The sequence below is a fragment of the Promicromonospora sp. NPDC050249 genome (assembly GCF_040656015.1).
In the GTDB taxonomy this organism is placed as follows: Bacteria; Actinomycetota; Actinomycetes; order Actinomycetales; family Cellulomonadaceae; genus Promicromonospora.
The window spans coordinates 12606-38799 of the sequence record NZ_JBFAKY010000046.1 but is presented as its reverse complement, the minus strand read 5'-3'; the positions used below and the strand labels follow the sequence as shown (position 1 = coordinate 38799).

The 26194-nt window shown below is 71.5% G+C and carries 23 protein-coding genes; 6 read left to right on the top strand and 17 right to left on the bottom strand.

Annotation, left to right across the window (positions count from 1 at the left end; all coding sequences use genetic code 11):
- Nucleotides 1-134: 134 nt before the first annotated feature.
- From AB0I32_RS24970 to paaA, 8 genes are read right to left on the bottom strand one after another with little or no spacing between them, the layout of a single operon-like run.
- The gene (locus AB0I32_RS24970) at nt 135-926 is read right to left on the bottom strand and encodes an enoyl-CoA hydratase-related protein (RefSeq protein WP_357510996.1); all 792 of its coding nucleotides are present in this window, start codon (nt 924-926) and stop codon (nt 135-137) included.
- Nucleotides 927-972: 46 nt separating this feature from the next.
- A complete protein-coding gene (locus AB0I32_RS24965; protein ID WP_357510994.1) occupies nt 973-1836 on the bottom strand; it encodes a 3-hydroxyacyl-CoA dehydrogenase family protein in 864 nt (287 codons plus the stop codon).
- A complete protein-coding gene (locus AB0I32_RS24960; protein WP_357510992.1) occupies nt 1833-2576 on the bottom strand; it encodes an enoyl-CoA hydratase/isomerase family protein in 744 nt (247 codons plus the stop codon). Before AB0I32_RS24960 ends, AB0I32_RS24965 begins: the two co-directional genes overlap by 4 nt.
- A 31-nt stretch (nt 2577-2607) precedes the next feature.
- Complete coding sequence (paaE, locus tag AB0I32_RS24955) at nt 2608-3663, bottom strand: 1,2-phenylacetyl-CoA epoxidase subunit PaaE (RefSeq protein WP_357510990.1); 1056 nt, start codon at nt 3661-3663, stop codon at nt 2608-2610.
- A gap of 1 nt (nt 3664) precedes the next feature.
- Nucleotides 3665-4186, bottom strand: a complete 522-nt coding sequence (paaD, locus tag AB0I32_RS24950; RefSeq protein ID WP_357510988.1) for a 1,2-phenylacetyl-CoA epoxidase subunit PaaD — start codon at nt 4184-4186, stop codon at nt 3665-3667.
- Entirely contained in the window at nt 4183-5127 is a 945-nt protein-coding gene (gene paaC, locus AB0I32_RS24945) for a 1,2-phenylacetyl-CoA epoxidase subunit PaaC (protein WP_357510986.1), read from the bottom strand. Before paaC ends, paaD begins: the two co-directional genes overlap by 4 nt.
- Nucleotides 5128-5169: 42 nt before the next feature.
- Entirely contained in the window at nt 5170-5466 is a 297-nt protein-coding gene (paaB, locus tag AB0I32_RS24940) for a 1,2-phenylacetyl-CoA epoxidase subunit PaaB (protein ID WP_116675566.1), read from the bottom strand.
- Nucleotides 5463-6446 carry a 1,2-phenylacetyl-CoA epoxidase subunit PaaA gene (gene paaA / locus AB0I32_RS24935; RefSeq protein WP_357510983.1) on the bottom strand — a complete coding sequence of 328 codons (984 nt, stop codon included), beginning with the start codon at nt 6444-6446 and terminating at the stop codon, nt 5463-5465. The genes paaB and paaA overlap by 4 nt, the downstream gene beginning before the upstream one ends.
- 178 nt (nt 6447-6624) lie before the next feature.
- Between paaA and paaZ the strand changes: the two genes are divergently transcribed.
- Nucleotides 6625-8658, top strand: coding sequence for a phenylacetic acid degradation bifunctional protein PaaZ (paaZ, locus tag AB0I32_RS24930; RefSeq protein WP_357510998.1), 2034 nt, complete (start codon nt 6625-6627; stop codon nt 8656-8658).
- Between the two features lie 136 nt (nt 8659-8794).
- The gene (locus AB0I32_RS24925) at nt 8795-9523 is read left to right on the top strand and encodes a TetR/AcrR family transcriptional regulator (protein ID WP_357510981.1); all 729 of its coding nucleotides are present in this window, start codon (nt 8795-8797) and stop codon (nt 9521-9523) included.
- Here the strand turns inward: AB0I32_RS24925 and AB0I32_RS24920 are convergent.
- On the bottom strand, nt 9501-9914 hold the full coding sequence (locus AB0I32_RS24920; RefSeq protein WP_357510979.1) for a VOC family protein: 414 nt from the start codon (nt 9912-9914) through the stop codon (nt 9501-9503). The genes AB0I32_RS24925 and AB0I32_RS24920 overlap by 23 nt on opposite strands.
- 154 nt (nt 9915-10068) lie before the next feature.
- On the opposite strand from AB0I32_RS24920, the gene AB0I32_RS24915 reads away from it, so the two are divergent.
- The gene (locus tag AB0I32_RS24915; protein ID WP_357510977.1) at nt 10069-10464 is read left to right on the top strand and encodes a hotdog fold thioesterase; all 396 of its coding nucleotides are present in this window, start codon (nt 10069-10071) and stop codon (nt 10462-10464) included.
- Nucleotides 10465-10641: 177 nt separating this feature from the next.
- Here the strand turns inward: AB0I32_RS24915 and AB0I32_RS24910 are convergent, their stop codons facing one another.
- The 4 genes from AB0I32_RS24910 to AB0I32_RS24895 form a co-directional block, all read right to left on the bottom strand.
- The gene (locus AB0I32_RS24910) at nt 10642-12471 is read right to left on the bottom strand and encodes a DUF222 domain-containing protein (RefSeq protein WP_357510975.1); all 1830 of its coding nucleotides are present in this window, start codon (nt 12469-12471) and stop codon (nt 10642-10644) included.
- A gap of 239 nt (nt 12472-12710) precedes the next feature.
- Nucleotides 12711-14201 (bottom strand): dihydrolipoamide acetyltransferase family protein, encoded by a 1491-nt coding sequence (locus AB0I32_RS24905; protein WP_357510973.1) that lies wholly within the window; start codon nt 14199-14201, stop codon nt 12711-12713.
- Nucleotides 14198-15202, bottom strand: coding sequence for an alpha-ketoacid dehydrogenase subunit beta (locus tag AB0I32_RS24900; protein ID WP_357510971.1), 1005 nt, complete (start codon nt 15200-15202; stop codon nt 14198-14200). The genes AB0I32_RS24905 and AB0I32_RS24900 overlap by 4 nt, the downstream gene beginning before the upstream one ends.
- Nucleotides 15199-16335 (bottom strand): thiamine pyrophosphate-dependent dehydrogenase E1 component subunit alpha, encoded by a 1137-nt coding sequence (locus AB0I32_RS24895; RefSeq protein WP_357510969.1) that lies wholly within the window; start codon nt 16333-16335, stop codon nt 15199-15201. The genes AB0I32_RS24900 and AB0I32_RS24895 overlap by 4 nt, the downstream gene beginning before the upstream one ends.
- 116 nt (nt 16336-16451) lie before the next feature.
- Between AB0I32_RS24895 and AB0I32_RS24890 the strand changes: the two genes are divergently transcribed.
- The gene (locus AB0I32_RS24890; protein WP_357510966.1) at nt 16452-16961 is read left to right on the top strand and encodes an Lrp/AsnC family transcriptional regulator; all 510 of its coding nucleotides are present in this window, start codon (nt 16452-16454) and stop codon (nt 16959-16961) included.
- A 90-nt stretch (nt 16962-17051) separates the two neighbouring features.
- Here AB0I32_RS24890 and AB0I32_RS24885 read toward each other — a convergent pair whose 3' ends face one another.
- Together AB0I32_RS24885 and AB0I32_RS24880 are read right to left on the bottom strand one after the other, a co-directional pair.
- Nucleotides 17052-17429, bottom strand: a complete 378-nt coding sequence (locus AB0I32_RS24885) for a YciI family protein (protein ID WP_357510964.1) — start codon at nt 17427-17429, stop codon at nt 17052-17054.
- 88 nt (nt 17430-17517) lie between these two features.
- Complete coding sequence (locus AB0I32_RS24880; RefSeq protein ID WP_357510962.1) at nt 17518-17880, bottom strand: cupin domain-containing protein; 363 nt, start codon at nt 17878-17880, stop codon at nt 17518-17520.
- 85 nt (nt 17881-17965) lie between these two features.
- On the opposite strand from AB0I32_RS24880, the gene AB0I32_RS24875 reads away from it, so the two are divergent.
- Both AB0I32_RS24875 and poxB read left to right on the top strand, forming a co-directional pair.
- Entirely contained in the window at nt 17966-18991 is a 1026-nt protein-coding gene (locus tag AB0I32_RS24875; RefSeq protein ID WP_357510960.1) for a DUF5937 family protein, read from the top strand.
- An 82-nt stretch (nt 18992-19073) separates the two neighbouring features.
- Complete coding sequence (gene poxB / locus AB0I32_RS24870) at nt 19074-20807, top strand: ubiquinone-dependent pyruvate dehydrogenase (RefSeq protein WP_357510958.1); 1734 nt, start codon at nt 19074-19076, stop codon at nt 20805-20807.
- Between the two features lie 34 nt (nt 20808-20841).
- Here poxB and AB0I32_RS24865 read toward each other — a convergent pair whose 3' ends face one another.
- The gene (locus tag AB0I32_RS24865; RefSeq protein WP_357510956.1) at nt 20842-21543 is read right to left on the bottom strand and encodes a hypothetical protein; all 702 of its coding nucleotides are present in this window, start codon (nt 21541-21543) and stop codon (nt 20842-20844) included.
- 170 nt (nt 21544-21713) lie between these two features.
- The gene (locus AB0I32_RS24860; protein WP_357510954.1) at nt 21714-26084 is read right to left on the bottom strand and encodes a ThuA domain-containing protein; all 4371 of its coding nucleotides are present in this window, start codon (nt 26082-26084) and stop codon (nt 21714-21716) included.
- Nucleotides 26085-26194: the final 110 nt, after the last annotated feature.

The window sequence follows — 26194 nt, the reverse complement described above, 5'->3', positions numbered from 1 at the left end:
TCGGTCCGTTGCACAGCGCGGCTCGTGACTTCGGTCCGTTGCTCTGAGATCGGTCGGTTGATTGACCGATCTCAGAGCAACGGACCGAAGTCACGCAGCGCACCCAGCAACCGACCGAAGTCAGGACTGCGCCCTCACCGACCCGTGAAGACCGGCGTCTCCCGGTTCAGGAACGAGGCGACGGCACCCGCGTGATCGCTCGTCGCGCCGCACGCGATCTGGCCGAGCGCCTCGGCCTCGAGCGCCTCGTCGAGGCTCAGACCCGGCGCGTGCCCGATCAGGCGCTTGCTCTGCGCGAACGCGGCGGTCGGCCCGGCGGCGAGCTGCCTGGCGAGGTCGACCGCCCGGGGCAGCACGTCCTCGGCGATCACCGTCTCGCCGGAGATGCCCCAGGCGATGGCCTCCTCGGCGGTGAAGGTGCGCCCGAACAGCATCAGCTCCTTCGCCCGGGCGTCGCCCACCGCGCGCGGCAGCGTGACCGACAGGCCCGTGTCGAAGGTGAGCCCGATCCCGGCGAAGGCGGTCGCCAGCTTGACCCCCTCCGCGAAGACCCGGTGGTCGCAGGCCAGCGCGAGGCCGAGCCCTGCCCCGACACACGTGCCGCCCACGGCGGCGATCACCGGTTTGGGCATGGTCAGCAGGTTCCGGACGATGGGCGTGTAGTGCTCGCGGACGGTCGCGAACGCCGACTCCGCGCCGCCCTCCAGGGCCTTCGCGTGCTCGCCGAGGTCCTGCCCCAGGCAGAACGCCCTGGCCGACCCCGTGAGCACCACCGCGCGCACCTGCTCGTCGGCGGCGATGTCCGCGACGGCGTCGCGCAGCATCACCTTGGCCGCGGTGGTCAGCGCGTTGCGGTGCTCGGGGTCGTCCAGCGTGATCGTCGCCACCGCGTCCCTGCGGTCGACGACGACGGGTGTGTCGGTCATAACGGCTCCTCCAGAGTCTGCGGTCCGAGCACGTGCGAACGTTGCATCACCAGGCGTAGAAACCCTTGCCGGTCTTGCGTCCCAGCTCACCGGCCGCGACCTTGTCCCGGAGCACCTGCGGCGGTGCGAACCGCGGCCCCAGCTCGCGTTCGAGGTGCTCGGCGATGTTCAGCCGCACGTCGAGCCCGACGATATCGGTGGTGCGCAACGGGCCCACCGGATGCCGGTAGCCCAGCGTCATCGCCGTGTCGATGTCGGCGGCGTCGGCCACGCCCTCCTCCAGCATGCGCATCGCCTCCAGCGCGATCGCGACTCCGAGCCGGCTGCTGGCGAAGCCCGGCGAGTCCCGGACCGTGATCGCCGTCTTGCCCAGGCCGGCCACCCAGCCGCGGGCCGACTCGACCAGACCGGGCGCGGTCCGCCGTCCGACCACCACCTCGACCAGGGCGCTCACCGGGACGGGATTGAAGAAGTGCAGGCCGACCAGCCGGGACGGGTCGGGCAGCGCCTCCGCCAACACATCGATCGACAACGAGCTCGTGTTGCTGCCGATCATCGCGCCGGGGACGATCGCGGCGATCCGCCGCAGGACGTCGTGCTTGACGTCGATCAGCTCGGGCACCGCCTCGATGACGAGCGAGCAGCCGGCCAGCGCTGCGGCGTCGGTCACGACCTCGAACGTGCCGGTGGGCCGTGCGCCCCCGACATCCCCGGCGTCCTTGGCCGCCGCCTTGGCGAGGCTCGTTTCGATCCGCTCGCGTGCCGCCCGGGCCGACGTCGCGTTGTTCTCGACCACGGTGACGGCCGCCCCGGCGAGAGCGAACGCGTGCGCGATCCCGCCGCCCATCCGGCCGCCGCCGTACACGCCGACGTACTTCGGCACAGTCTCCGGTACGACGTCGGCAGTCACGACTTCCCCTTCCGGCGGTCGAGGAACGCGGTCATCCGGTCCGTCTTGTCCTGGGTCTCGAACAGCACCGCCTGCGCTATGTCGTCGACCAGCGGGTGCGCGTCGCGGGGCGCGTCCAGGACGGACTTGGTGAGCCGCACGGCGAGCGGCGCCTGGGCGGCGATGCGGTCGGCGAGCCGGTGCCCGGCGGGTTCGAGGTCGTCGACGTCGACCACCTCGTTGAGCAGGCGCACCGCGAGCGCCTCCTGGGCGTCGAGCACCCGGCCGGCCAGCAGCACCTCCTTGGCCAGGGGTTCGCCCACGAGCTCCTTGAGCCGCCAGGCGGCACCGGCCGCGGCGAGGATCCCGAGGCCCGGTTCGGGGTTGCCGATCTTCGTCGCGGGGGTGCCGATGCGGAAGTCGCAGGCGTACGCGAGCTCTGCACCGCCCCCGAGCGCGTACCCGTCGACCAGCGCGATCACGGGCATCGGCAGCTTCCGGACCCGTTCGAAGACGCCGGAGTTGATGCCGGCGAGCGCATCGTCGCGTCGCCGCTCGCGCAGCTGGGCGATGTCCGCCCCCGCGGCGAAGGTGCCGCCGGTGCCGATCAGGAGCGCCACCCGTGGCGCGGCCTCCAGTGCGGCGCACGCGGCGTGCAGGGCCTCGACCATCGCCCGGTCGATCGCGTTGCGGACCTCGGGCCGGTTCAGCCGCAGGACGACCCGGTCGTCGCGCTCCTCGACCAGCAGCGGCGCGGTCATGCGTCGAAGCCTGTCATGCATCGAAGTCCGCTCATGCGTCGAAGTCCACGGTGACCTCGTCGCTGACCGGGTACGTCTGGCAGGTCAGCACGAACCCGGCGGCGACCTCCTCCGGTTCGAGCGCGTAGTTGCGCACCATGTCGACCTCGCCCGCGCAGACCTTCGCGCGGCAGGTGCCGCAGACCCCGCCCTTGCACGCGAAGGGCAGGTCGGCGCGGACCTCCTGCGCGGCGTCGAGGAGCCGTTTGTCCTGCGGCATCGCGCTGGTCGTCGACCGGCCGTCGAGGATCACCGTCACCTCGCTCGTCGCGCCGTCCACCACCTTGTCCGGATGCCGCAGCTCGGGCGGGGGCTCGTCCACCCAGAAGAGCTCGAAGTGCACCCGCTCGGCGGGGACGCCGAGCTCAGCCAGCACCGCGCGCGCCTCGGTGAGCATGCCGAACGGCCCGCAGAGCCAGACGTGGTCCATGTCCCCGACGGGTACGACGAGGGTGAGCAGGTCGCGCAGCCGGTCGCCGTCGAGCCGGCCCGAGAACAGCTCGACGTCGCGCGGCTCCCTGGACAGGACGTGGACCAGGTCGAGCCGGTCGTGGTGGGCGTCCTTGAGGTCCGCGAGCTCCTCCGCGAACATCACGGAGCTGGTGGTGCGGTTGCCGTAGAGCAGCGTCACCCGCGCGTCGGGGTTGCCGAGCACGGTGGCCATGATCGAGAGCATCGGCGTGATGCCGGAACCCGCCGCGATGCACAGGTGCCGCCCACCCTGCGCGGGGTCGGCGCGGAAGCTGCCGCTCGGCGGCAGCACCTCCACCCGGTCGCCGGGACGCACGTCCCGCACCAGCCAGGTCGAGAACAGGCCGTCGGGAACCTCGCGGACGCCGATCCGCGGCGCGCTGCCCGCGGGCGCGCAGATGGAGTAGCTGCGGCGCTGCTCGACGCCGGCGACGGTGCGCCGCAGCGTGAGCGACTGGCCGGCGGCGAAGTCGAACACGTCCCGCAGCTCGTCGGGCAGGCCGAACGTCACGGCGGCCGCGTCGTCGGTGAGCTGCTCGACGTCGGTCACGGTGAGCGTGTGGAAGGTGGCGGTCACGTCAGATCTCCTTCACGTGCTCGAACGGCTCCAGGCAGGCTTGGCAGCGATACAGCGCCTTGCAGGCGGTGGAGCCGAACTCCGAGCCGACCACGACGTCGTCGGACCCGCACCGCGGGCAGCGGACGGCGCGCCGCGTCGGCGTGAGCCGCAGCGGCACCGGGCCGGACCGGCGCGGTGCGGGCCCGGGCGGCGAGATCCCGGCGGCCGCGAGCGCCGCCCGCCCGGCGGGCGTGATCCAGTCGGTGGTCCAGGCGGGTTCGAGGACGACCCGTACGCGCGCGTCGGCGAAGCCTGCGGCACGCAGCTCGCGCACGAGGTCGTCACGCATCGCGGCCATGGCCGGGCAGCCGGAATAGGTGGGTGTGATCGCGGCGACGACGGCGCCGTCCTCACCGACGCTGACGTCGCGCAGGACCCCGAGGTCGGCCAGCGTGAGCATCGGCAGCTCCGGGTCGACGACGGCGGAGGCGGCGTCCCGTGCCCGTTCGAGGGCGCGGTCCTGGTCGAGAGCGGTGATCACCACTGCCCCCTGGGGTGCGCGCGGGCAACCACCTGCAGCTCGGCGAGCAGCTCGGTGAGGGCCTCGGTGTGGACGCCGTCGCGGCCTTTGTGTCCGGTGTGTTCCCGGGCCCCGGTTGGCGACGGCAGGACGGGCCGGTCGACGCCGCTCGCGCTGAGCACCTGGTCGAGCACCGCCTCGACCTCGGCGGCGACATCCGCCGGGTCGACGCCGACGCCGGACAGCGCGGCGGCCCGCTCGACGTCGTACGTCTCGAAGAGCTCGGACCAGTACGGCCAGAGCTCGGCGAGCCCGGCGAGCAGCCGCCGTCGCGACTCCTCGGTACCGCGGGCCAGGGTCAGGAACCAGCGCCCGGCGAAGTCACGGTGGTAGGTCAGCTCCTTGACGCCCTTGGCGGCGACGGCGGCGAGCACGGCGTCGCGGCTCCGGGACAGCCGGTCGAGCAGCGCCAGGCGCCACGAGGAGAACAGCAGGATCCGGACGATAGTCTGGGCGAAGTCGCCGTTGGCCACCTCCGCGAGCCGCACGTTGCGGAACTGCTGGGCGTCGCGGAAGTACGCCAGCCGGTCCTCGTCCGGGACCGGCGAGCCGTCGGGCAGGGCGGGTACCTGCGAGGCGTCGGCGGCGGCCGCCCGGGCGAGCAGCAGCCTCGCCTGGCCGAGCAGGTCGAGCGCGATGTTGGAGAGCGCGATGTCCTCCTCGAGGTCCGGCGCGTTGCTGCACCATTCCCCCAGCCGCTGGGACAGCACCAGGGCGTCGTCCCCGAGCATCAGGCAGTAGGTCGCCAGCGTCGCCGGGTCCACGCCGTCGGGCACCGTGGTGTCCACACCCGCGAGCGGGTCCTCGAAGTCGGTCCCGAAGGCCCAGTGGGCGTCGTTGACGAGCAGCCCGGAGTAGGCGCTGTCGTGGTCGTCGGGCTCGTGCGTCCGGACGTCAGGCATGTCGTGCTCTCCCTACGGGTACCGGGGGCTCGGGTACGTGACCTACATGTGCGGGACGTCGGCGGGGATCTCGTAGAACGTCGGGTGCCGGTAGACCTTGTCCCCGCTGGGCGCGAAGAGCGGGTCCTTCTCGTCCGGGCTGGACGCCGTGATGGCGGACGAACGGACCACCCAGATGCTCACGCCCTCGTTGCGCCGCGTGTAGACGTCGCGGGCGTGGCGCAGGGCGAGCTGGTCGTCCGGCGCGTGCAGCGACCCGACGTGCACGTGGTTGAGGCCGCGCTTGCCGCGCACGAAGACCTCGTAGAGCGGCCACTCGCCGCTGACCTGGTTGCTCATGCCGTCGCCTTCTCGTCGTCGGGACCGCCGTCGTGCGCCGCGAAGGCGAGCGCCGCCTCGCGGACCCAGGCGCCGTCGTCCCAGGCCTTCTTGCGATGCGCGATCCGCTGGGCGTTGCACGGGCCGTTCCCCTTGACGACCTCCCAGAACTCGGCCCAGTCCGGCTGCCCGAAGTCGTGCGCCCCGCGCTCCTCGTTCCAGACCAGGTCGGGGTCGGGCAGGGTCACGCCGAGCGCCTTCGCCTGCGGCACGGTCATGTCGACGAAGCGCTGGCGCAGCTGGTCGTTGGTGTGCGTCTTGACGCCCCACGCCATGGACTGCGCGGTGTTGGTCGACTCGTCGTCCGGCGGGCCGAACATCATCAGCGAGGGCCACCAGAACCGGTCCACCGACTCCTGGACCATGGCGCGCTGCTCGTCGGTGCCGCGCATCATCGTCGTGAGCAGCTCGTAGCCCTGCCGCTGGTGGAAGGACTCCTCCTTGCAGATGCGGATCATGGCCCGGCCGTAGGGCCCGAACGAGGTGCGGCACAGGGGTACCTGGTTGCAGATGGCGGCGCCGTCGACCAGCCAGCCGATGGTGCCCATGTCCGCGTACGAGAGCGTCGGGTAGTTGAAGATCGAGGAGTACTTCTGCCTGCCGCTGATCAGCATCTCGGTGAGCTCCTGGCGCGAGACGCCGAGCGTCTCCGCCGCCGAGTAGAGGTAGAGGCCGTGCCCCGCCTCGTCCTGCACCTTGGCCAGCAGGATCGCCTTGCGCCGCAGCGACGGCGCGCGGCCGATCCAGCCGCCCTCCGGCTGCATGCCGATGATCTCGGAGTGGGCGTGCTGCGCCACCTGCCGCACGAGCGTCCTGCGGTAGGCGTCGGGCATCCAGTCGCGGGGCTCGATCCGGTCCTTGCGGCCGATTGTCGCCTCGAACTGCGCCTCGAGCTCCGCCTCTGGCCCGGCCTGCGACTCGGGCTCGGCGACTACCGGCATGGGCACCTCCAGGGCGCGGCTGGAACTATTTACTGACCGATCGTTCTGTACTAGATTGACACAGCCACAGCGGGTTGCACAACGGCCCGGGGCTGACCGATACCGATCACTGCCGATCGGTCGATCCGAGGGGATGCGCACAGTGAGCACAGTGAGCACGCAGTCGGTGAGCACACAGCTGGAGAGCTACGTCGCGGGCCGCTGGTTCCGTGGGACGGACGACGGCGAACCGGTGCTGGACGCCGTCACCGGACAGGAGGTCACCCGCGTCTCGAGCCACGGCCTCGACTTCGCGGCGCTGGTCGCCCACGCCCGCGACGTCGGCGGCCCCGCCGTCCGGCGGCTGACGTTCCACGAGCGGGCGACGCTGCTCAAGGAGCTGGCCCTGCACCTGAGCGGGTCCAAGGACGACTTCTACGCCCTCTCGCTCCGCACGGGCGCCACCCGGCGCGACTCGATGGTCGACATCGACGGCGGCATCGGCACGATGTTCAGCTTCGCGAGCAAGGGCAAGCGTGAGCTCCCGGACGACACGGTGGTGCTCGACGGCGCGCTCGAACCGCTCGGCAAGGGCGGCACCTTCGTGGGCCAGCACCTGTACACCTCGCGCCCCGGCGTCGCCGCGCAGATCAACGCCTTCAACTTCCCCGTCTGGGGCATGCTCGAGAAGCTCGCGCCCGCCTTCCTCGCGGGTCTGCCCAGCATCGTCAAGCCCGGCAGCCAGACCGCATACGTCACCGAGGCGGTGGTCCGGCAGATCATCGCCTCCGGCATCCTGCCCGAGGGCAGCCTGCAGCTGGTCTGCGGCAGCGCGGGCACGCTGCTGGACGAGCTCGGCGAGCAGGACGCCGTCGCGTTCACCGGCTCGGCGCACACCGCCGCGATCCTGCGCGAGCACCCGGCCGTGCTGCACCGCGGCGTCCGCCTCGGAGTCGAGGCCGACTCGCTGAACTGCTCGATCCTCGGCCCCGACGTGACGGTGGAGGACCCGGAGTTCGACCTGTTCGTCAAGGGCGTCGTCACCGAGATGACCGTCAAGGCCGGCCAGAAGTGCACGGCCATCCGGCGCGTCATCGTCCCGGAGGCGCTCGCGGACGCCGTCGTCGAGGCGATCAGCGCCCGCCTGGCCAGGATCACCGTGGGAGACCCCGCCGACGAGAGCGTCCGGATGGGCGCGCTCGCGAGCCTCGGCCAGCGCGACGAGGTGCGCAAGGCCATCGAGGCACTGCGCACGTCGGCCGACATCGTGTACGGCGACCCGGCGCACGTCGACGTCGTGGGCGCCGACGCCGAACGCGGGGCCTTCCTCTCCCCCGTCCTGCTCCGGGCCCGCCCCGGCGCGGCCGAGCCGCACGACGTGGAGCCGTTCGGACCGGTTGCCACGGTGCTCACCTTCGGAACGGTCGAGGAGGCGGTGGACCTGGCTGCCCGGGGCCGCGGCAGCCTGGTGGCGTCGCTCGCCACCCACGACCCGCAGGTCGCCCGCGAGGTGGCCCGAGGGCTCGCCCCCTGGCACGGCCGGCTGCTGATCCTCGACCGCGACGACGCCGCCGAGTCGACGGGCCACGGCAGCCCCCTGCCGATGCTCGTGCACGGCGGCCCCGGCCGCGCCGGCGGCGGCGAGGAGCTGGGCGGGGTCCGCGCCGTCCTGCACCACATGCAGCGCACGGCGATCCAGGGCTCCCCCGACATGCTCACCGCGGTCACGGGCCGGTGGACCACGGGCTCGCGACGTGTGCTCGACGGCGTGCACCCGTTCCGCAAGTCGCTCGCGGAGCTGCGTGTCGGCGACACCATCGAGACGGCGACGCGGACGGTCACGCTCGACGACATCAACCACTTCGCCGAGTTCACCGGGGACACGTTCTACGCGCACACGGACCCGGAGGCCGCGGCGGCGAACCCGTTCTTCGGCGGCATCGTCGCACACGGCTACCTCGTGGTGTCCCTGGCCGCCGGCCTGTTCGTGGACCCGGCGCCGGGTCCGGTGCTGGCCAACTTCGGCGTCGACGGCCTGCGGTTCCTCACCCCCGTCAAGGTGGACGACACCATCCGGGTGAGCCTGACCGTCAAGCAGATCACGCCGCGCACCTCCGCCGACTACGGCGAGGTGCGCTGGGACGCGACGGTCACCAACCAGGACGGCGAGCTGGTGGCGACGTACGACGTGCTGACGCTGGTCGCGAAGACTGCCCACCGGACCGACCACTGACGGCCGGAAGCCGGCCCAACACACTGCACGCCTTCGTCTGCGTGTCGCGTGCAGCACGTTGGGGTCACTTCCATGGCCACCCCGCCCGGTCTCCGGCGGGGCGGAGGGCTGGTCTCCCGTCTGGGACGATGACGCCATGACCACAGACGCGACGGCGGCAGACTCGATGTCGGCGGGCGCGGCGTCGACAGCCGCGACGTCGGCAGGCGCGCCCGCCCGCCGACCGCGTGGGCGCCCGGGTCACGACCGCGAGGCCGTGCTCCGGACGGCGATCGCGCTCTTCAACCAGCGCGGGTACGACGCGACGTCGATCAGCGACCTGGCCGCCGAGCTGGGCGTCACCAAGTCGGCGGTCTATCACCACTTCGTCAGCAAGGAGGCGCTGCTCGCGGCGGCCCTCGACGAGGCGCTGGAGGGACTGAGCGAGGCGGTCGATGCGGCGTCGGTCGCGACGGACGGCGAGCCCAGCTCCGTCCGCCTGCGGACCACCGTCGAGGCGGCCGTGCGCATCCTCGCCGACAACCTGCCCGCCGTCACGCTGCTGCTGCGCGTCCGCGGCAACAGCGACCTGGAACGGTCGGCGATGGAACGACGCAGGCACATCGACGAACGCCTCGCCGTGCTCGTCCGGCAGTCCGCCGCGGAGGGCGACCTCCGCGGCGACGTCGACCCCGAGGTCATCAGCCGGCTCATCTTCGGCATGGTCAACTCCCTCGCCGACTGGTACCGGCCCGGCGGGCCGCTCGACGCCGACGCGCTCGCCGCCATGATCTCCAGCGTGCTCTTCGAGGGCCTGGGTCCGGCGCGGGGCGGCGTCGATCCGGGCAGCGATCCCGCACCGTTCAGGAGAAGTCCGCAGCCGTGATGCCGTCCGGGCGCCCGGATGGCCACTCCACCAGCTCCAACCGGTAGCCGTCCGGGTCGGTGAGCCACGACGTCTTCGGACCGTCAGGGCCGCCCGGGTACTCGACAGGACCTGGCTCCAGGCCGGCATCGGCCAGTTGCTCCTGGGTGGCGACCAGGTCGTCGACCTGGATCGCGAGGTGGTCGAAACCGCTGCCGACGTCGACACGACCACTGTCAGGACGATGGACCAGCTCGAGCGACGCCGCGGGTTCGCCGGGGAACTGGAGGAGTACGAGGCGGCTCCCGTCTCCGATGTCGACCAGGCCGAGCTCGATGTAGCCCAGAGCGGTGTAGAAATCGAGCGAGCGGACCATGTCTGTGACGCGATAGGAGACAAAGAGGGTCTTCATGCGGCTTCCCCTGGTCGACGGATCCGGTAGCTGAGGTGCGTGACGTCTCGATCCTCGAGGCGTCGCACGAGGTCGAGGGGGATGACGTCGGGCGGCAGGCAAACTCATCGGAAGCCCCCGGTGACGGCGCGCGGTGACGCCATACAGTGACCGCATGTCGAAACCGTGGACGATCACGCTGGGCGCCCTCGACGAGAAGCTGGGCATTCGGGTCCTGGAGCAGTCGGCGCAGCGGGTGGTGGCGACCATGCCCGTGGCGGGCAACACCCAGTCGCTGGGCCGCCTGCACGGTGGCGCGACGGCGGCGTTCGCTGAGGCGCTGGGATCCTGGTGCGCGCTGATCCACGCCAGCACTCTCGGCAAGGTATGCGCAGGCGTGGACCTGAACATCACGCATCACCGAGGCGCGACGGACGGGATCCTGACGGGTACGGCCACACCCGTACACCTCGGTCGCACGATCACGTCGCACGAGATCGTCGTGACGGACGCGGAGGGGCGCCGCATCTGCACGGCCCGCATCACCAACCAACTGATCGAGCCACGCTGACGCAGTTCGGCTCTACTGCCGACGGATCCGAGTGCGTCGCCAGCCGCCTGCCCTTCCGACAGGCCTGCCCGGCTAGGCCGACCTGCCGGGTCCGCCGTTGGGTCGGCTCGTTGGGTCGGCCCGTTGGGTCGACCCGTTGGGTCGGCCGGTCAGTCAGTCAGTCAGTCGGTCAGTCAGTCAGGCGGCTTCGGGTGGCGCTTCGATGGGTTCGGGTAGTTGGATGCGGTGCCCGCGGGGGTCGGTGAAGGCCCACCCTGTTTCGAGCAGGGCACCGGCAGTGGTGTCGGCCGGGGCCTTCCCGGTCCAGTGCATGGTGATGCCCTTGGTGTCGACGAGCTGGTGGTGGTACCAGCACAGCAACGCACTGTTGGTCACCGAGGTGTCCCCACCGGCCGCCCAGTGGGTGATCGCGTGGTGGACCTCGCACCGTGACGGCGGCTGATCACATCCCGGATAGACGCAGTGCTGGTCTCGGGCAATGACAGCGCGTCGCATCTGCCCCGACACCGTCCGTTGTGCACGACCCACGTCCAGGACGGCGCCGTCGGGTCCGAACACGATCCGCGTCACCGCACTGTGACACGCCAACCGGCGCACCAGAGCGCGTGGGGCGCGGCCGCCGGTCTCGGTGAACACCGGACCACCAGGCGACAACAGCGTGGACAGTGTCGGCTCCGCGGTATCCCAGCCACCCAAGCCTCCACCCGGACTACCGGTCGAACTTCCACCCGGACTTCCGGCCGGACTACCGGTCGGGATTCCGGCCGCTGGGGCGGTGTTCACCGCGCCTGCATCGGCATCCGCAGCCGAGCTGGTGCCAGCACCAGCGCCAGGGCTGGTGCCGATGCCTGCACCTGCACCGGTGCAGGTGCCTGCGCCTGTGCCGGGGGCCTTCGCACCAGCGCCTGGGCGGTTGCCGCGGGTGGGTGCGGTCTGTCCGCAGGACAGGCACAGGCCGTCACGGGTGCGGGTGACCTGAGCGACGAACTCGTTCCAGGACACCGTCACGTTCAGGTGGGGTGCGATCGCCGCTCCTGGGGAGGCCTGGTTGGTGTCCAGCACCACCCGCGCCACATCCGCGAGGCCCTGTGCGCGACGCTGGGTCGTGGTGCGGGTGTCCTCCGCTGACGGGGCACCCATCATGGCGTTGATCGCGGTGGTGAGCTGCAGGCCGTGCTCGTCGGTGAGGAACCCGGCCACGTGATACCCACCGAACGTCTTGGACAAGTCCAGGAACTCGCCCTGAGCAGCCTTGTCATCATCGAGGTCGTCGGTGTCCGGGTCGGTGAGGGTCGCGAACCGGCGCGCCACCTTGCGGAACTGGTCCGCGTTCAACACATTCGCTTCGCGGAGGACCAGGCCCTCACCCGTGACCAAGGTCCCGTCCGCGACCGCACCCTCCAGCACCTGCGTGACCAGGCCGCGGGTGGCGGTGCCGTCCGGGTCCTCGGACGGGTCGGGGAAGTCGACCGGCACGGTCTGCACGAACTGTTCCGGTGTCGTGGTGTGACCCGTGCGGGTATCGATCAACCAGGCCAGCGCGTCGGTGCGGGTCTCGCTCGTGGGGGCGACCTCCGTCATCACCCTCGCGTGGTCCACACCCAGAGTTCCCGCGACGAGACGTTCCCGGGTGACCGGGAGGGCGGTGGTGAGGCGGCGCGCGATCGTCATGTCCTTACCCGCCGTGGACGCAGAGATCCCTTCACGCAGACGCAGCCAGGTCGTGAACGTGCGCGCCGTGCCACCCGAGCGCCACGAACCCTCATTCTCGATCCGGGGCAGCAGGGTGTAGCGCACCCCGTCCAACCGTCCGGTCAACCGACGGATCCGGGCATGCGCGTCGACCAGGCGGCCGATGCTCGGTGCGTCCCAGCCGGTCAGCGTCTCAAGGTCCGTGAGGGCGGTGAGGTGGTCGATCTCGTTCTCGATCCGGGTCAGCACGTCCTCGATCGAGGCCGCAGCAGGCAGACCGGCGGCGGTGCCACTGTTCGTCGTCTGCTCCACCATGCCCACCCCCTCCCATCCCGACGCTCGCCTCTAGTTCTCGCTTCCTTGTTATCTCCATTATCTCGAACAGTCGTACGTACCGCAGGGCGAAACTGAAATCTGTGGATAACCCTTCAGGGCAGCAGGGGGACGCCTCTTCGGATCTAGGCGCCCCGTCCCGACGCACTACCGAGACCAACAACCCACGCCGACCGCGCGCCACTGACCGCAGTCCCGCACCCCAGCTCAGCAGCACACCGTCAGAGGCGGACGATCGCCGCGGCAGGGTTCTCGATGGCGTCAGCGACGGAGCGCATGAAGCCCGCCGCCGTCCCGCCGTCGCAGACCCGGTGGTCGAAGACGAAGGACATCTGCGTGATCTTGCGCGGCACGATCTCGCCGTCGACCACCCACGGGCGGTCGATGATGCGGCCGAGGCCCAGCATCGCGACCTGCGGGTGGTTGATGATCGCCGCGCTGCCGTCGACCCGGAACCCGCCGTAGTTGTTCAGGGTGAACGTCCCCGCGGTGAGCTCCTCGGTGGTCGCCTTGCCTGCACGGGCGCGTGCGACGAGGTCGCGGAGAGCCACGTCGAGCTCGGTGGTGGTCATCGAGCCGGCGTCGAGCACTGCCGGGACGACCAGCCCGTGCTGCCCCTGGACGGCGACGCCGAGGTTGATGCCGCCGGGCAGGACGATCTCGTCGCGCTCCACGTCGAGCCTGGAGTTCAGCACCGGGTACTCCTTGAGCCCGGCGACGACGAACCGCGCGACGTAGGCAAGCAGGCCCGGCCCCGGATCGTCGGGAGTCCGGGCGGCCTCGCGCAGGTTCCAGAGCGCGGTCGCGTCGACGTCGACCCATACCGTCGCCTCGGGAATCTCCGCACGGCTCCGCGACAGCACCTTGGCAGCCGTCTTCTGGAAGCCGCTGAGCGCGATGCGCCGCTCCCCACGGTCCGGAACGCTCGGCAGGACGGCGGAAGAAGCGCTCGGCCTGGTCGCGGCGGTCGCAGAAGCGCTGGGCACGACGGCGGCAGTCCCCTGCGCCAGGGCCTCCGTCGCAGTCGCGGCCCGCGACGGCGTCAACGACGGCGCCTGCCGCGCCTCCTCGATGGCGGCCCACACGTCGGACCTGGTGACGACACCGCCGTCCCCGGTCGGCGCGATCGTGTGCAGGTCCAGCCCTGCCTCACGGGCGAGCCGCCGGACGATCGGCGAGATCACCTTCACCGGGCCGCCGCCGGACGTCGCAGCACCGACCGAAGCAGCACCGACCGAAGCAGCACCGACGCCCGGAGCCGCGGCGGAAGCGGGCGCAGCAGCGACATGGGGTGCCGTCGACCGGACGGCGCGCGGCCGCCGCCGTCGGCCCGACCCAGGATGTGCAGAGGTCCCGTACCCGATGAGCACGTTGCCGGAGCCCGCCCGTTCCTCCTCACGGTACGTCTCGGCGGCCACCCCTTCGCCATCGGCAGCCACCGCAGCCACCGCAGCCACCGCAGCGACAGCGATCGTGATCAGCGGCCTGCCCACCTCGACGAGCTCCCCCTCGGCGGCGTGCAGCACCTCGACCCGGCCGGCGTACAGGCTGGGCACCTCGACGACGGACTTGGCTGTCTCGACCTCCACCACCGGCTGGTCGACGACGACGTCGTCGCCCTCCGCGACCAGCCACTGCACCACAGAGGCCTCGGTCAGCCCCTCGCCGAGGTCGGGCAGCAGGAAGGTCTGCTCCGTCGCGGTGGCGGTCATGCGTCCTCCCACTGGAGGTCGTCGACCGCGTCGAGGATCCGGTCGACCGACGGCAGCTGGAGGTGCTCGAGCTTGGGCGGCGGGTACGGGATGTCGAACCCGGTCACGCGCCGCACCGGCGCCGACAGCGAGTGGAAGCAGCGCTCGCTCACCCGGGCGGCGATCTCGGAGGCGACGCTCGCGAAGCCCGCAGCCTCGGCGACGACGACGGCGCGCCCCGTCGACTCCACGGCGGCGCAGACCGTCGCGTCGTCGAACGGCACGATCGAGCGCAGGTCGACGACCTGCAGGCTGCGGCCCTCGCGCGCGGCCTCCTCGGCGGCCTCCAGGGCGACCGGTACGGCCGGCCCGTAGGCGATGAGGGTCGCGTCGGTGCCCTGACGCCGGACCACCGCCGTGCCGATGCCCGGCTCGCGGTCGCCGCCCAGGGCGACGTCGCCCTTCGTCCAGTAGAGCTTCTTCGGTTCGAGGAAGACCACCGGGTCCGGCGAGGCGATCGCCTCGCGCAGCAGCGAGTAGGCGTCCGAGGGGTTCGACGGCGCGACGACGTGCAGGCCGGGCGTGTGCGCGTAGTACGCCTCCGACGAGTCGCAGTGGTGCTCGACCCCGCCGATACCTCCCGCGTACGGGACCCGGATGACGAGCGGCAGCTCGACGCGCCCCCTCGTCCGGTTCCGCATCTTGGCGATGTGGCTCACCACCTGCTCGAAGGCGGGATACGCGAAGGCGTCGAACTGCATCTCGATCACGGGACGCATGCCGTTCATGGCCAGGCCGACGGCGAAGCCCGCGATGCCGGCCTCCGCGAGCGGGGTGTCGAAGCAGCGGTCCTCCCCGAACTTCGCGGTGAGGCCGTCGGTGACCCGGAAGACGCCGCCGAGCGGGCCGACGTCCTCGCCGAGCACCAGCACCGACGGGTCCTCGGTCATCGCGTCGTGCAGCGCCCGGTTGATCGCCTGCGCGGTGCTGAGCGTCTCGTGCGCGACGGCGGTGGTGGTCATCGGTGAGCCTCCGCTCGGTCGGACGTGTCCCTGGGCTCGGTCCTGCTCGACTCGTCCCGGCTCAGCTCGTCGTGCACGACGGCGAGCTGCTCCACCAGCTGCGGCGTCGGCCGCGAGTACACGAAGCGGAACAGGTCGTCGGGGTCCGGCGCGACGTCTCGGTTCATGCCGTCCCGCGTGCGCCGGGCGATGTCCTCGGCGGCCTCGGTGAAGGTGGCGGCGCGGGCGTCGTCGAGGAGGCCCGCGGCGCGAAGGTAGGTCTCGAGCCGCACCAGCGGGTCCTTGGCCGCCCAGGCGGTGACCTCGTCGTCGGCGCGGTAGCGGGTGGCGTCGTCGGCGTTGGTGTGGGCCTGGATCCGGTAGGTGCGCCCCTCGACGAGCTGGGGCCCCTCCCCCGCCCGCGCCCGCGTGACCGCCCCGGACAGGACGTCGAGGAGGGCCGCGAGATCGTTGCCGTCCACCTGCTCCCCGGGGATGCCGTAGCCCACACCCTTGTGCGCCAGCGACGGGGCGACCGACTGCCTGGCCAGCGGCACCGAGATCGCGTACTGGTTGTTCTGGACGAAGAAGACGACGGGCGCGTGGAAGACGGCGGCGAAGTTCAGGGCCTCGTGGAAGTCGCCCTCGCTCGTGGCGCCGTCGCCGCACATCGCCAGCACGACCGTGCGCTCCCCGCGCAGCCGGGCCGCGTGCGCCACCCCGACGGCGTGCGGGAGCTGCGTGGCGAGCGGCGTCGTCAGGGGCCCGACGCGCAGCTCGTACGGGTCGTAGCCCGAGTGCCAGTCGCCCTTGAGCAGGCCGAGCACCTCGACCGGGTCGCCCCCTCGCGCGACGACGGCGGCGGTGTCGCGGTAGGTCGGGAAGAGCCAGTCCTCGGCGTCGAGCACCTGTGCGGCGGCGACCTGGCACGCCTCCTGGCCGTGGGAGGAGGGGTAGACCGCGAGGCGTCCCTGCCGGACGAGCGCGCTGGCCTGGTCGTTGAACCGGCGGGCGGCGACCATGCCCGCGAACCCTCGGAGCAGCTCGTCGTCCGCGGGCAGGTGCGCGGTGCCGGCGGCCGAAGGACGGCCGTCCGGACCGAGCAGCATGACCGGCGTCTTCGACGGCAACATGCGATCCACGTCACTTGTCATAGAGATATACTCGTCAAGGTTCTATTCGGAATCCATCAACGGCGAGGATCCGAGAAACCGTCCAGCAATGGGCAGGTAATGCGATCCAAATGTCCAGCAGCGAAGGGGCTGAGGGCGTGGCTGCGAGACAAGTGGCACCAGGCCTCGACGACGTCGATCAGCGCATCGTCGACGAGCTCCGTCACGACGGCCGGATGTCCATGCGCTCGCTGGCCGAGAAGCTGCACATCTCGCGGGCCAACGCCTACGCGCGGGTGCAGCGGCTCGAGTCCAGCGGGGTCATCCGCGGGTACAGCGCGGACATCGACCCGGTGCTCGCCGGGCTCGGCACGTCGGCCTACGTCACGGTCAATCTGGAGCAGGCGGAGTGGCGTTCGGTCCGCGAGGAGCTGCGCACCCTGCGCGGCGTCGACCACATCGGGCTGGTCGGCGGGGAGTTCGATCTCGTCCTGCTCGTCCGCGCCCGGGACAACGCCGACCTCCGGCACCTGATCCTGGACCAGATCCAGGGCATGAAGGGCATCCTGAACACGCACACGCTGCTGGTGTTCGAAGAGCCGGTCCCCGCAGGGCCGGCCCCGGCCGCCGCGTCGAAAGACCCGCCGCCGGAGCGAAGAACACGCTGACCATGCCCGACGCACGCCGTGGAGTGCTGGCCATGTGCGCTCAGGCAGGGCCTGAGGGCGCACATACCCAGCACTCCACGGGAACGGGGCTTACTGGTCCGGGGCCTCCTGGAGGGCGCGGACCTCGATCCGGGACTGCAGCGCGGCGGAGGCCTTCTCGGCCCAGCCGAGCGCGGTCTCCTCGTCGGCGACGTCGATGATCCAGAAGCCGCCCACGTACTCGGGCGCTTCCACGAACGGCCCAGGGACGCGCTCCACGTCGCCGCCCGAGGCGTCGACGGTGATCGCCGTCGACGGCGGTTGCAGGCCGCCCGCGGTGACGAGCGCGCCGGACTCGGTCAGCGCGGTGTTGAAGGCGCCGACGGCGGCGAACACCGCCTCCAGCTCGGCCGGATCCATCTCCTGCATCGACTCCATCGTCGGCTCCTCGGCGCTGTCGTGCGGGAGGGTCAGGAAGTACTGGGTCATGGGACTGCTCCGTTCTGTTCGGTCTGACTATCCGGTCTGACTATTGATGGCTATTGATGCTGTGGACGAGACGGGACAAGGAAACTCATCAGTCCTCGGACGCGTTCTCCTGGATCATCACCGCGGAGGCGTGGATGCAGACGATCCGGAGCGTCCCGGCGCCGGTGTTGGTGAAGCGGTGCCAGGTGTCGGCGGGCGCGACGGCGGTGTCGCCGGCCCGGGCGACGAACGTCCGGTCGCCGACGACGATGGTCGCCTCGCCCTCCAGCACCGACCAGGTCTCGTCGTAGGGGTGCCGGTGGAGGCCCGGACCCTGGCCCGGGTCCGAGGTCACGAGGAAGAACGACACGTTCGACCCGTACGAGGCGCCCTCGAACCGGAGGGTGCGGCTGTCGCCGATGCGGATGTCGTCGGCGGGGATCGCTGCGGGGGTGGCTGCGGAGCCGTTCATGATGGGTACTTCCTCTCGGGTGAGGACTGCGTCCTGATGAGCCCTACTCTCGGCCGACCGCACCCCCGCTGACTACGCTTTCGATGTGGATCGAAAGTTCGTCGAGTTCCGGCTCGGCTCCAGCGACATCTCGGCGGTGCGGTTCGGCATCTCCCCAGGTCATGAGCTCGTGCACGCCGTGCGCACCATCCTTCGCCCGCAGAGCGCGCCCCTGCACTGGGGCTGGTTCCGCAGCGTTCGGGCCGGCGTTCACGGCAATGTCCAGGCCGGCGTCCAGGGCAAGCCACCCACCGAGGCGTTCCGCCTGATGGCGGTCATCAGCGGCGTCGACGGCTACATGCCCGACTTCCTCACCGCGACGCCGTCGGGCGACATGACGCCAGAGGAGGAGGCGGAACGGCTGCGCGAGGTCCCCGACGAACGGCTCCGGTTCGACCTGGAGAAGATGGTGCTCCGCTCGACCGGCGCCCGGCAGCAGGAGATCCGCGACCTGATCGCGGCACCGGACCACGCCCGGAAGGTGATCGTCGAGGCCTGGCAGGAGGTCTGGGACACGCTGCTCGCGCCCGTCTGGCCGCAGATGCTCCGCCTGCTGCGGGCCGACATCGGCGTCCGCGCACGCCGCAGCAGCGACGCCGGGCTCGCGGAGATGGCCTCCACCCTGCACTCCACGGTGACCTGGGCCGACGAGATGGTGCGCGTCCAGATGCGCAAGCACGAGGAGGTCGTCGACTGCGGCGGCACCGGCCTGGTGCTCGTGCCGTCGGTCATGATGTCCACCGGCGGCTGCGCCGTCCTCACCGAGCGCCCCGCACAACCGACGATCTTCTACCCGGCCCACGGGGTGTCCGAGACCTGGCACCGCGACGGCGCGGACGCCCTCGCCGCGCTCTCCGCCCTGCTCGGACCGACCCGCGCCCGCCTCGTCCTCGAGCTCCAACAGCCCTTGTCGACCTCCGAGTGCGCGGCGCTGACCGAGCTCGCGGTGTCGACGGCGTCGCACCACCTCACCGTCCTGCGCGACGCCGGCCTGATCGACAGCCGCCGCAACGGCGTCCGCGTCCTGCACACCCGCACGCCGCTGGGCGAGGCGCTCGCGGGCGTCGGCTGACCCGACATGAAGCAGCGCGTCATCGCCGGTAACGTCGCACGGACAGCGCAACAGACCGAGGCGAACCCAGGGGGCGCACGTCATGACGAATGTCGCTGACACGATCGTCGAGATCATCAAGGACGCGGGCGTGGAACGGGTCTACGGCCTGCCCGGCGACTCGCTGAACGGCTTCACCGACGCCATCCGGACCAGCGACGGCGTCGCCTGGCAGCACGTGCGGCACGAGGAGGCGGCGGCCTTCGCGGCGGCCGCCGAGGCCGCGCTGACCGGCGAGCTGGCCGTCTGCGCGGGCAGCTGCGGGCCGGGCAACCTGCACCTGATCAACGGGCTCTTCGACGCCAACCGCAGCCGGGTTCCGGTGCTCGCGATCGCGGCGCAGATCCCGGGAGCCGAGATCGGCAGCAACTACTTCCAAGAGACGCACCCGCAGGACCTGTTCCGGGAGTGCAGCGTCTACACCGAGCTGGTGAGCATGCCAGAGCAGCTGCCGCGCGTGCTCGAGATCGCCATGCGTACCGCCGTCGAGAAGCGCGGCGTCGCCGTCGTCGTCATCCCCGGCGAGATCTTCCTTGCCGAGAGCACCGGCCGCAAGAAGTCCGCGCCGATCCGGGCGGCGCAGAGCGTCGTCCGCCCGCGCGACGCCGAGCTGCGGCAGGCCGCCGAGATCCTGAACGCGGCGAAGAAGGTGACCATCCTGGGCGGTGCGGGCACCGAGGGCGCCCACGAGCAGGTGCTCGCGATCGCCGAGCGGCTCAAGGCACCGGTGGTGCACGCGCTGCGCGGCAAGGAGTTCCTCGAGTACGACAACCCGTACGACGTCGGCATGACCGGCCTGCTGGGCTTCTCCTCGGGCTACCGCGCCATGGAGAGCTGCGACGCGCTGCTCATGCTCGGCACCGACTTCCCCTACCAGCAGTTCTACCCGTCCACGGCGAAGATCGTGCAGGTCGACCTCAGGGGCGAACAGCTCGGTCGGCGCACACCGATCGACCTGGGGCTGGTGGGCGACGTCGGCGACACCATCGACGCACTGCTGCCGCTGCTCGACGACCACACCCACCGCAAGCACCTCGACTCCGCGCTCAAGCACTACGCGAGGACGCGCAAGGACCTCGACGACCTCGCCGACAACGACCGCAACCGCGAACCGATCCACCCGCAGTACGTCGCGCGCCTGGTGAGCGAGCTGGCCAGCGAGGACGCCGTGTTCATCCCGGACGTCGGCTCCCCCGTCGTCTGGGCGGCCCGGTACCTGACCATGAACGGCAGACGCCGCCTGATCGGCTCGTTCAGCCACGGCACGATGGCGAACGCCGTGCCGCACGCCATCGGCGCCCAGTCGGCCTTCCCCGGGCGGCAGGTGATCGCCCTGTCGGGGGACGGCGGCCTCGGGATGCTCCTCGGCGAGCTGCTGACCGTCCGGCAGAACAAGCTGCCCGTGAAGATCGTGGTGTTCAACAACTCCTCCCTCAACTTCGTCGAGGTGGAGATGAAGGCCGCGGGCTTCGTGAACTTCGGCACGCAGCTCGACAACCCGAGCTTCGCCGACGTCGCCAACGCGATGGGCATCCACGGTCAGCGGGTAGAGCAGCCCGACGACCTCGAGGGCGCTCTCCGTACCGCGTTCGACCACGACGGGCCCGCACTGGTCGACGTCGTCACGGCCCAGCAGGAGCTGTCGATCCCGCCGGCGATCACCGCCCAGCAGGTCAAGGGCTTCACGCTCTACGCGATCCGCACGATCCTGTCAGGGCGCGGCGACGAGCTCGTCGACCTGGCCGACACCAACGTGTTCCGGCGGCTGTTCGCCTGACCGCAGCGCCCCGTCCCACTCCCGCGCGGACAGCTCAGTGGTCGCCGTGCGACATCTCCGCCTCGCCCTCGGCGCTCATGCCCGAGTGCAGCGGCAGGAACGCGTGCAGGTGGCCGCGGTCCGCCGCGATGTGCTGCAGGTCGAGCTGGACCGCGGCCACCGCCCAGGCGTCCACCGCACGCGTGCGCAGGTCGCCTGCGACGTCGTACAGGCGCGCCGAGTCGTCCGCCGAGTTGCCCGTCGAGTCGTCCGCCGCCGCCAGCTCCAGGACGTCGAGTGTGTTCCCCAGCAGCCGGGTCGAGAGCATCAGCCCGTTGCGGACGATGTTGTGCTCGGACGAGCCGGTCGGCAGCGCCTCCGTCTCCGCGGCTACCTCGTCGACGACGGCGCGCCACTCGTCCAGCTCGGCCGACGTCGGCTCGTCCGCCGCAGACCCGCCCTCCGCCCCGTCACCGGCCGGCAGCGTCCCGTACAGCCCGTCCATCACGGGCAGGAGCCGCTCCTGCGCGGAGACCGCGAGCTCGGCGGCCACCGACAGGTTCTCGACGGCCCGCTCCGCCTCCGCGGCCTCCAGCTCCGCCACGCGGGCGGGGTCGACGTCGAACCCGTCCGCCGACGGCGCCTCGCCCTCCCACGGGCGCACCACCAGCAGCAGCACCAGCAGGACCGCGGCGGCAACCGCCAGAACGGCTGCCGCCGCGGCCCACCACCCCGGCCGCCGGCGCCTCGTGGGCACCGGCGACCGAGGCCCGGGGCGGCCGGCACCGCCCCGGCTCGACGGACGTGCCGCGGCGTTCGGCCCGCGGTGCGGTGCGTTCCGCGGTCTGCTTCTCGTCTTCGGCACGTCCTTGCTCCTCATCTCTCAGCGGGAAACCTGATCGGGAACACCGTCCCGGTCAGCCACGGCTACGAGCCGCAGCTCATGGCCTCGTACCCCTCGTCGACGACCACCTCGTGCGGCCCGTTGATCGCGGTGACCGTGACGGCCCCCGCCTGGATCGCCCTCCCGCCCGAGCCGAACTGCCGGGACACGGTCTCACCGGGCAGCACGTTCCGGTACGTCTTGCTCCCGTACGGGGTGCTGAGCTCGACCACTACCGGGTCGGCGCCCGTGTTGGTGGCGCTCACCGTCACGCGGGCCTGCGGGCCCGTGCACCGGCTCGCCGCAGCGACCTCTATCTGCGGCGGGTCCGGCTGGTCGTCGAACGTGAGGTCCTGGAACTCCACGGCGCTCCTGTTCGACGCGTGGTGCGCGGTGACGAACAGCCCGACGTCCTGCAGGTCGGCGGCGCCCGCGAGCGCCTCCGGCTGCCCGATCTGCGTGAACGTCTCGCCGTCGGAGCTCCAGTAGGCCGAGTACAGGTCGCCGTCGCGGACGAGCCGCACCCAGGCCGGGTACGCCGTCGAGCCGCCGCCCGACGACGTCACGAGCTGGCCCGCATCGTTGCCGCGCAGCCACTCGAACCCGCCGCTCGGCCGGATGCCGAGCGCCGCGTAGCCCGGCGACGAGCCCGGCAGGGTCACGTCGTTGCGGACGATGATCCCCGCCTTGGCGGACCCGTGGGAGTTGCCCTGGCTGTTGATCCGTACGGTGGCGGTCCAGTGCCGGTCGGTGCCCTCGCGGTAGATCGCCGAGTACTGGTCGACGCCCTGCCACATGTTGGCGCCGCCCGACTCGATGACGTACCGCCCGGTGGCGAGCTGCTCGAACTCGCCGTCCGCGTTGCTGAAGGTCCGCATCCCGGCGAACACGTCGCCGACCTGGGCGACGACGATCCGTGAGGTGGTGGTGAGCTCCCGGTCGTTGGTCGCCACGGCCGTCAGCTCGTAGTAGCCGTCGGCGGCGACGTCCCACGTCGTCGCGTAGGGCGCCGTCTCGTCGACGCCGATCGAGGTCCCGTCGGCGAAGAACTCCACCTGGCTGACGGCGTTCTCCGCGTCCGTCGCGTCCGCGGTGACCTCGACCTGGCCGGGTTCGAGCTCGACCCCGCCCTCGGGTGCCGTGAGGGCCACCTCCGGCCGCGTGGTCTCCGCCGCGCCCTTGCCGTTGCCCTCCACGAAGTTGAGCCGCCGCTCGCCCGGTCCGGGGAACACCACGAAGAGCTCGAAGCTCTCCCCCGGGTCGTCGACGTCGACCCGCACGTCGCGGAAGTCGCTGATGCCGCTGCCCGCGACCTCCGCGGTGCCGAGCAGGTCGCCGTCGGGCGCATCCCGCCGCAGCTCGATGGTGCCCGCGGACGCCGAGGCGACGCGCAGCGTCAGGGCGTCGACCTCGTGGAGGTTCACCGGGTCGTAGGACGCCCAGGCGCCGTCCGCGCCGACGAGGACGGACCCGCCGCCCTCGACGTCTCGGCTCGGTGCCGTCGTCGTGCCCTCCGAGTCCGTGTGGAACTCGGCCTGCCGCTCCCTGGGGAACAGCAGGGTGGTGTCCGAGCCGGTGAGCGCCGGGATGTCGCCCGCGCCGCCGTCGTCCTCGTAGCGGGCGTCGAGCACGTAGAACACGTTGGTGTCCGCACCGTGCCCGCCACCCAGCGACGTCGTGACGGAGCCCGTGCGGCCCTGCTGCGGGTCGGCCGGGTGCGGGTGGTCGTCGTGGCCCAGGGCCGGCTGGATGACGACGCGCTCGTCGTCGATCGCCGAGCCGTCCGGCGAGTCCTCGGCGTCGGTCACGGAGACGTCCCACCCGATCGTGTCGCCGAACTCGAAGAACGAGCCCGTCGGCGGGAGCCCGAAGTCGACCTCCGGCCGGGTGTTGCCGACGGTGATCGGCACCGTCGCGGTCCCGTCCTTGCCCGCCGGGTCGGTGACGGTGAGCCGCGCGTCGTAGACACCGTCCGCCGTGTACGTGTGTGACGCCGTCGGGTCGGTCGAGTCGGTGGTCCCGTCGCCGTCGAAGTCCCACGCGTAGGTGAGGTTCTCACCCTCCGGGTCGGTGCTGCCCGTCCCGTCGAACGTCACCTCCAGCGGCGCGGTCCCCGAGTCGGGCGTCGCCTTCGGTACCGACTCGGGCGAGCGCGAGCCCGACACGTAGTCGACCCGGTGCAGCCCGGAGTTCGGGTTGTCCCGGCCGAAGCCGCCGCCCCAGTCGAGCACGTACATCGCGCCGTCGGGCCCGAACTTCGCGTCGATCGGCGCGAGGAAGTCCTCGTCCGGGAGGAACCGGTTGACCTTCTCGACGTCCGTCCGGCCCGGGGCCGCCCCGGGATCCTTGGTCTCGACGGTGAACACCTGGTTCCGCGCCCACTCGTAGAAGAACGCCTTGCCCTCGTAGTACTCGGGGAACTTGGTGTCCGAGTCGAGCTCCGGGTCGAAGTCGTAGAACGGGCCGCCCATCGGCGCCAGTCCCCCGCCCTGGTTGATCCCGCCCGGCACCGAGGAGCGCTGGTACCCGTACCAGAGGTCCGCCGGCTGGGCCGGAGGCAGCTCGGTCAGGCCCGTGTTGCGCACCGAGTCGTTGACCGGCGCGTCGCAGTCGAAGAACCCGCCCACCGTGACGGGGCTGGTCCGGTAGTCGACGTCCCGGAACGGCTCGTTGTTCCCCATGCACAGGGGCCAGCCGAAGAAGCCGGGCTCCTTGATGAGGTTCCACTCCGCGATGCCCGCGGGGCCGCGCTGCGCCAGGTTGTCGGTGTTGCTGTCCGGCGAGTAGTCGGCGACGCCGAGGTTGCCCGTTGCCGGGTCGATGGCGAACCGGAACGGGTTGCGGAAGCCCATCGCGTAGATCTCGGGCAGCGTCTTGTCTCCCGTGTCCTCCGACTCCGGGAACAGGTTGCCCTCAGGGACCGAGTAGGTGCCGTCGTCCTCTGGATGGATCCGCAGCACCTTGCCGCGCAGGTCGTTGGTGTTGGCGGACGTCGCCCGCGCGTCGTGGAAGGTGCCGTCCCGCTCGGAGATCGGCGCGTACCCGCCCGACGGTTCGCTGTGCGGGTTCACGTCGTCGCCGACGCCGAGGTACAGGTCGCCGCTCTCGTGGTCGACGATCACCCCGCCACCGGTGTGGCCCGGCTCGTCGGGGAGACGCCGGGCCGGGACCTCCAGCAGCACCTCCTCGGACGCCGGGTCGATGGTCGTCGCCCCCGAGGCGCCCGTCGTGACGGTAAACCGGGACAGCCGGTTGTGGAAGTTCGCGGGATCCGTGTCGTCCGCGCTCGCGGGCGACCAGTACTGGTACAGGTACCCGTTCTCGGCGAAGTCCTCGTCGAGCGCTATCCCCAGCAGGCCGTCCTCGCCGCCCGAGTACACCGAGAGCGTCACGGCGGTGGTCGTGGTCTGCGTCTCCGGGTCGAACACCCGGATCTGCCCGCGCACCAGCTCGGTGAAGAAGACCCGCCCGTCCGGCGCGACGTCGATCCCGAACGGCGCGCTCGTGTTCGTGTCCAGCGCCACCTTCTCGAACTGGCCCCAGTCGGTACCGCCGCAGTCGCCGGCGGCCAGCCCGGCCGCCCACTGCACGCCGCCGACGATGTGCCGCACGAAGTCCGGCTCGCCCGTGTAGTGCGCGCCGAAGTGGCCCATGCCGGTCATCCACGCGCGACCGCCGTCGTAGTACTTGCACCACGAGATCGGGTGGTCGTAGCCCATGGCGTTACCGCCCGGGTCGTACGTCGACTCGTCCATGGTGGCCAGCACGTGCGCGTCACCGCGCACGTTCGTCGAGAAGTTGTACCACTCGTCGGCGCGGTCCCAGCGCTGCGGCAGGTGCTGCGTGGAGGGGTGCGTTCGGTCCTCGACCCGGACCGTGCCGGGCAGGCCGGGGCTCGACCCGGTGGCGGCGTGACCGGGCATCAGCGACCCGATCATCTCGTCCCACCAGGCGTAGCTGCCGCGCATGTCCGTCGCGTTGTGGATGGCGACGATGCCGCCGCCCGCCTGCTGGTACCGCTCCATCGCGGCCTTCTGCTCGGCGTTCCACGGGTCGCCGGACGCCTGGAACATGACCAGCGCGTCGTACTGCGCCAGGTCGGCGTCGTTGAAGACCGTCGGGTCCTCCGTGTGGTCGGACTCGATGCCCGCCTCGGCGAACGCCGCCTCGAGCACCGGGGTGCCCTGCGTGATCGCCTCCTCGTGCCGGTACTGGGTGGTGGCCGTGAAGATGAGGACTCTGCCTTCCTGCATGACCTCCGCCTGGACCTCGGCCAGCTGGGCAGCGGCTCTCTCGGCGGCGGCCTGGTGTCCGACGGCGGCCGTGGCCGGGACGGACGCGAGCGTCAGGACCAGCGCTCCGGCGGCGAGCGCCGCGATGGATCTCCCCCAGCGGGGACGTCGTGGTGCGGTCATCGTGTTGCCTCCTGGCAGATCGGCGTGGCAGATCGACGTGCGGTCCCGCCGGGAACCCCCGGCGGAGCGTGTTTCGTTGACCAGCCCGGCGTGCCGGCGCCGAGCGCTCG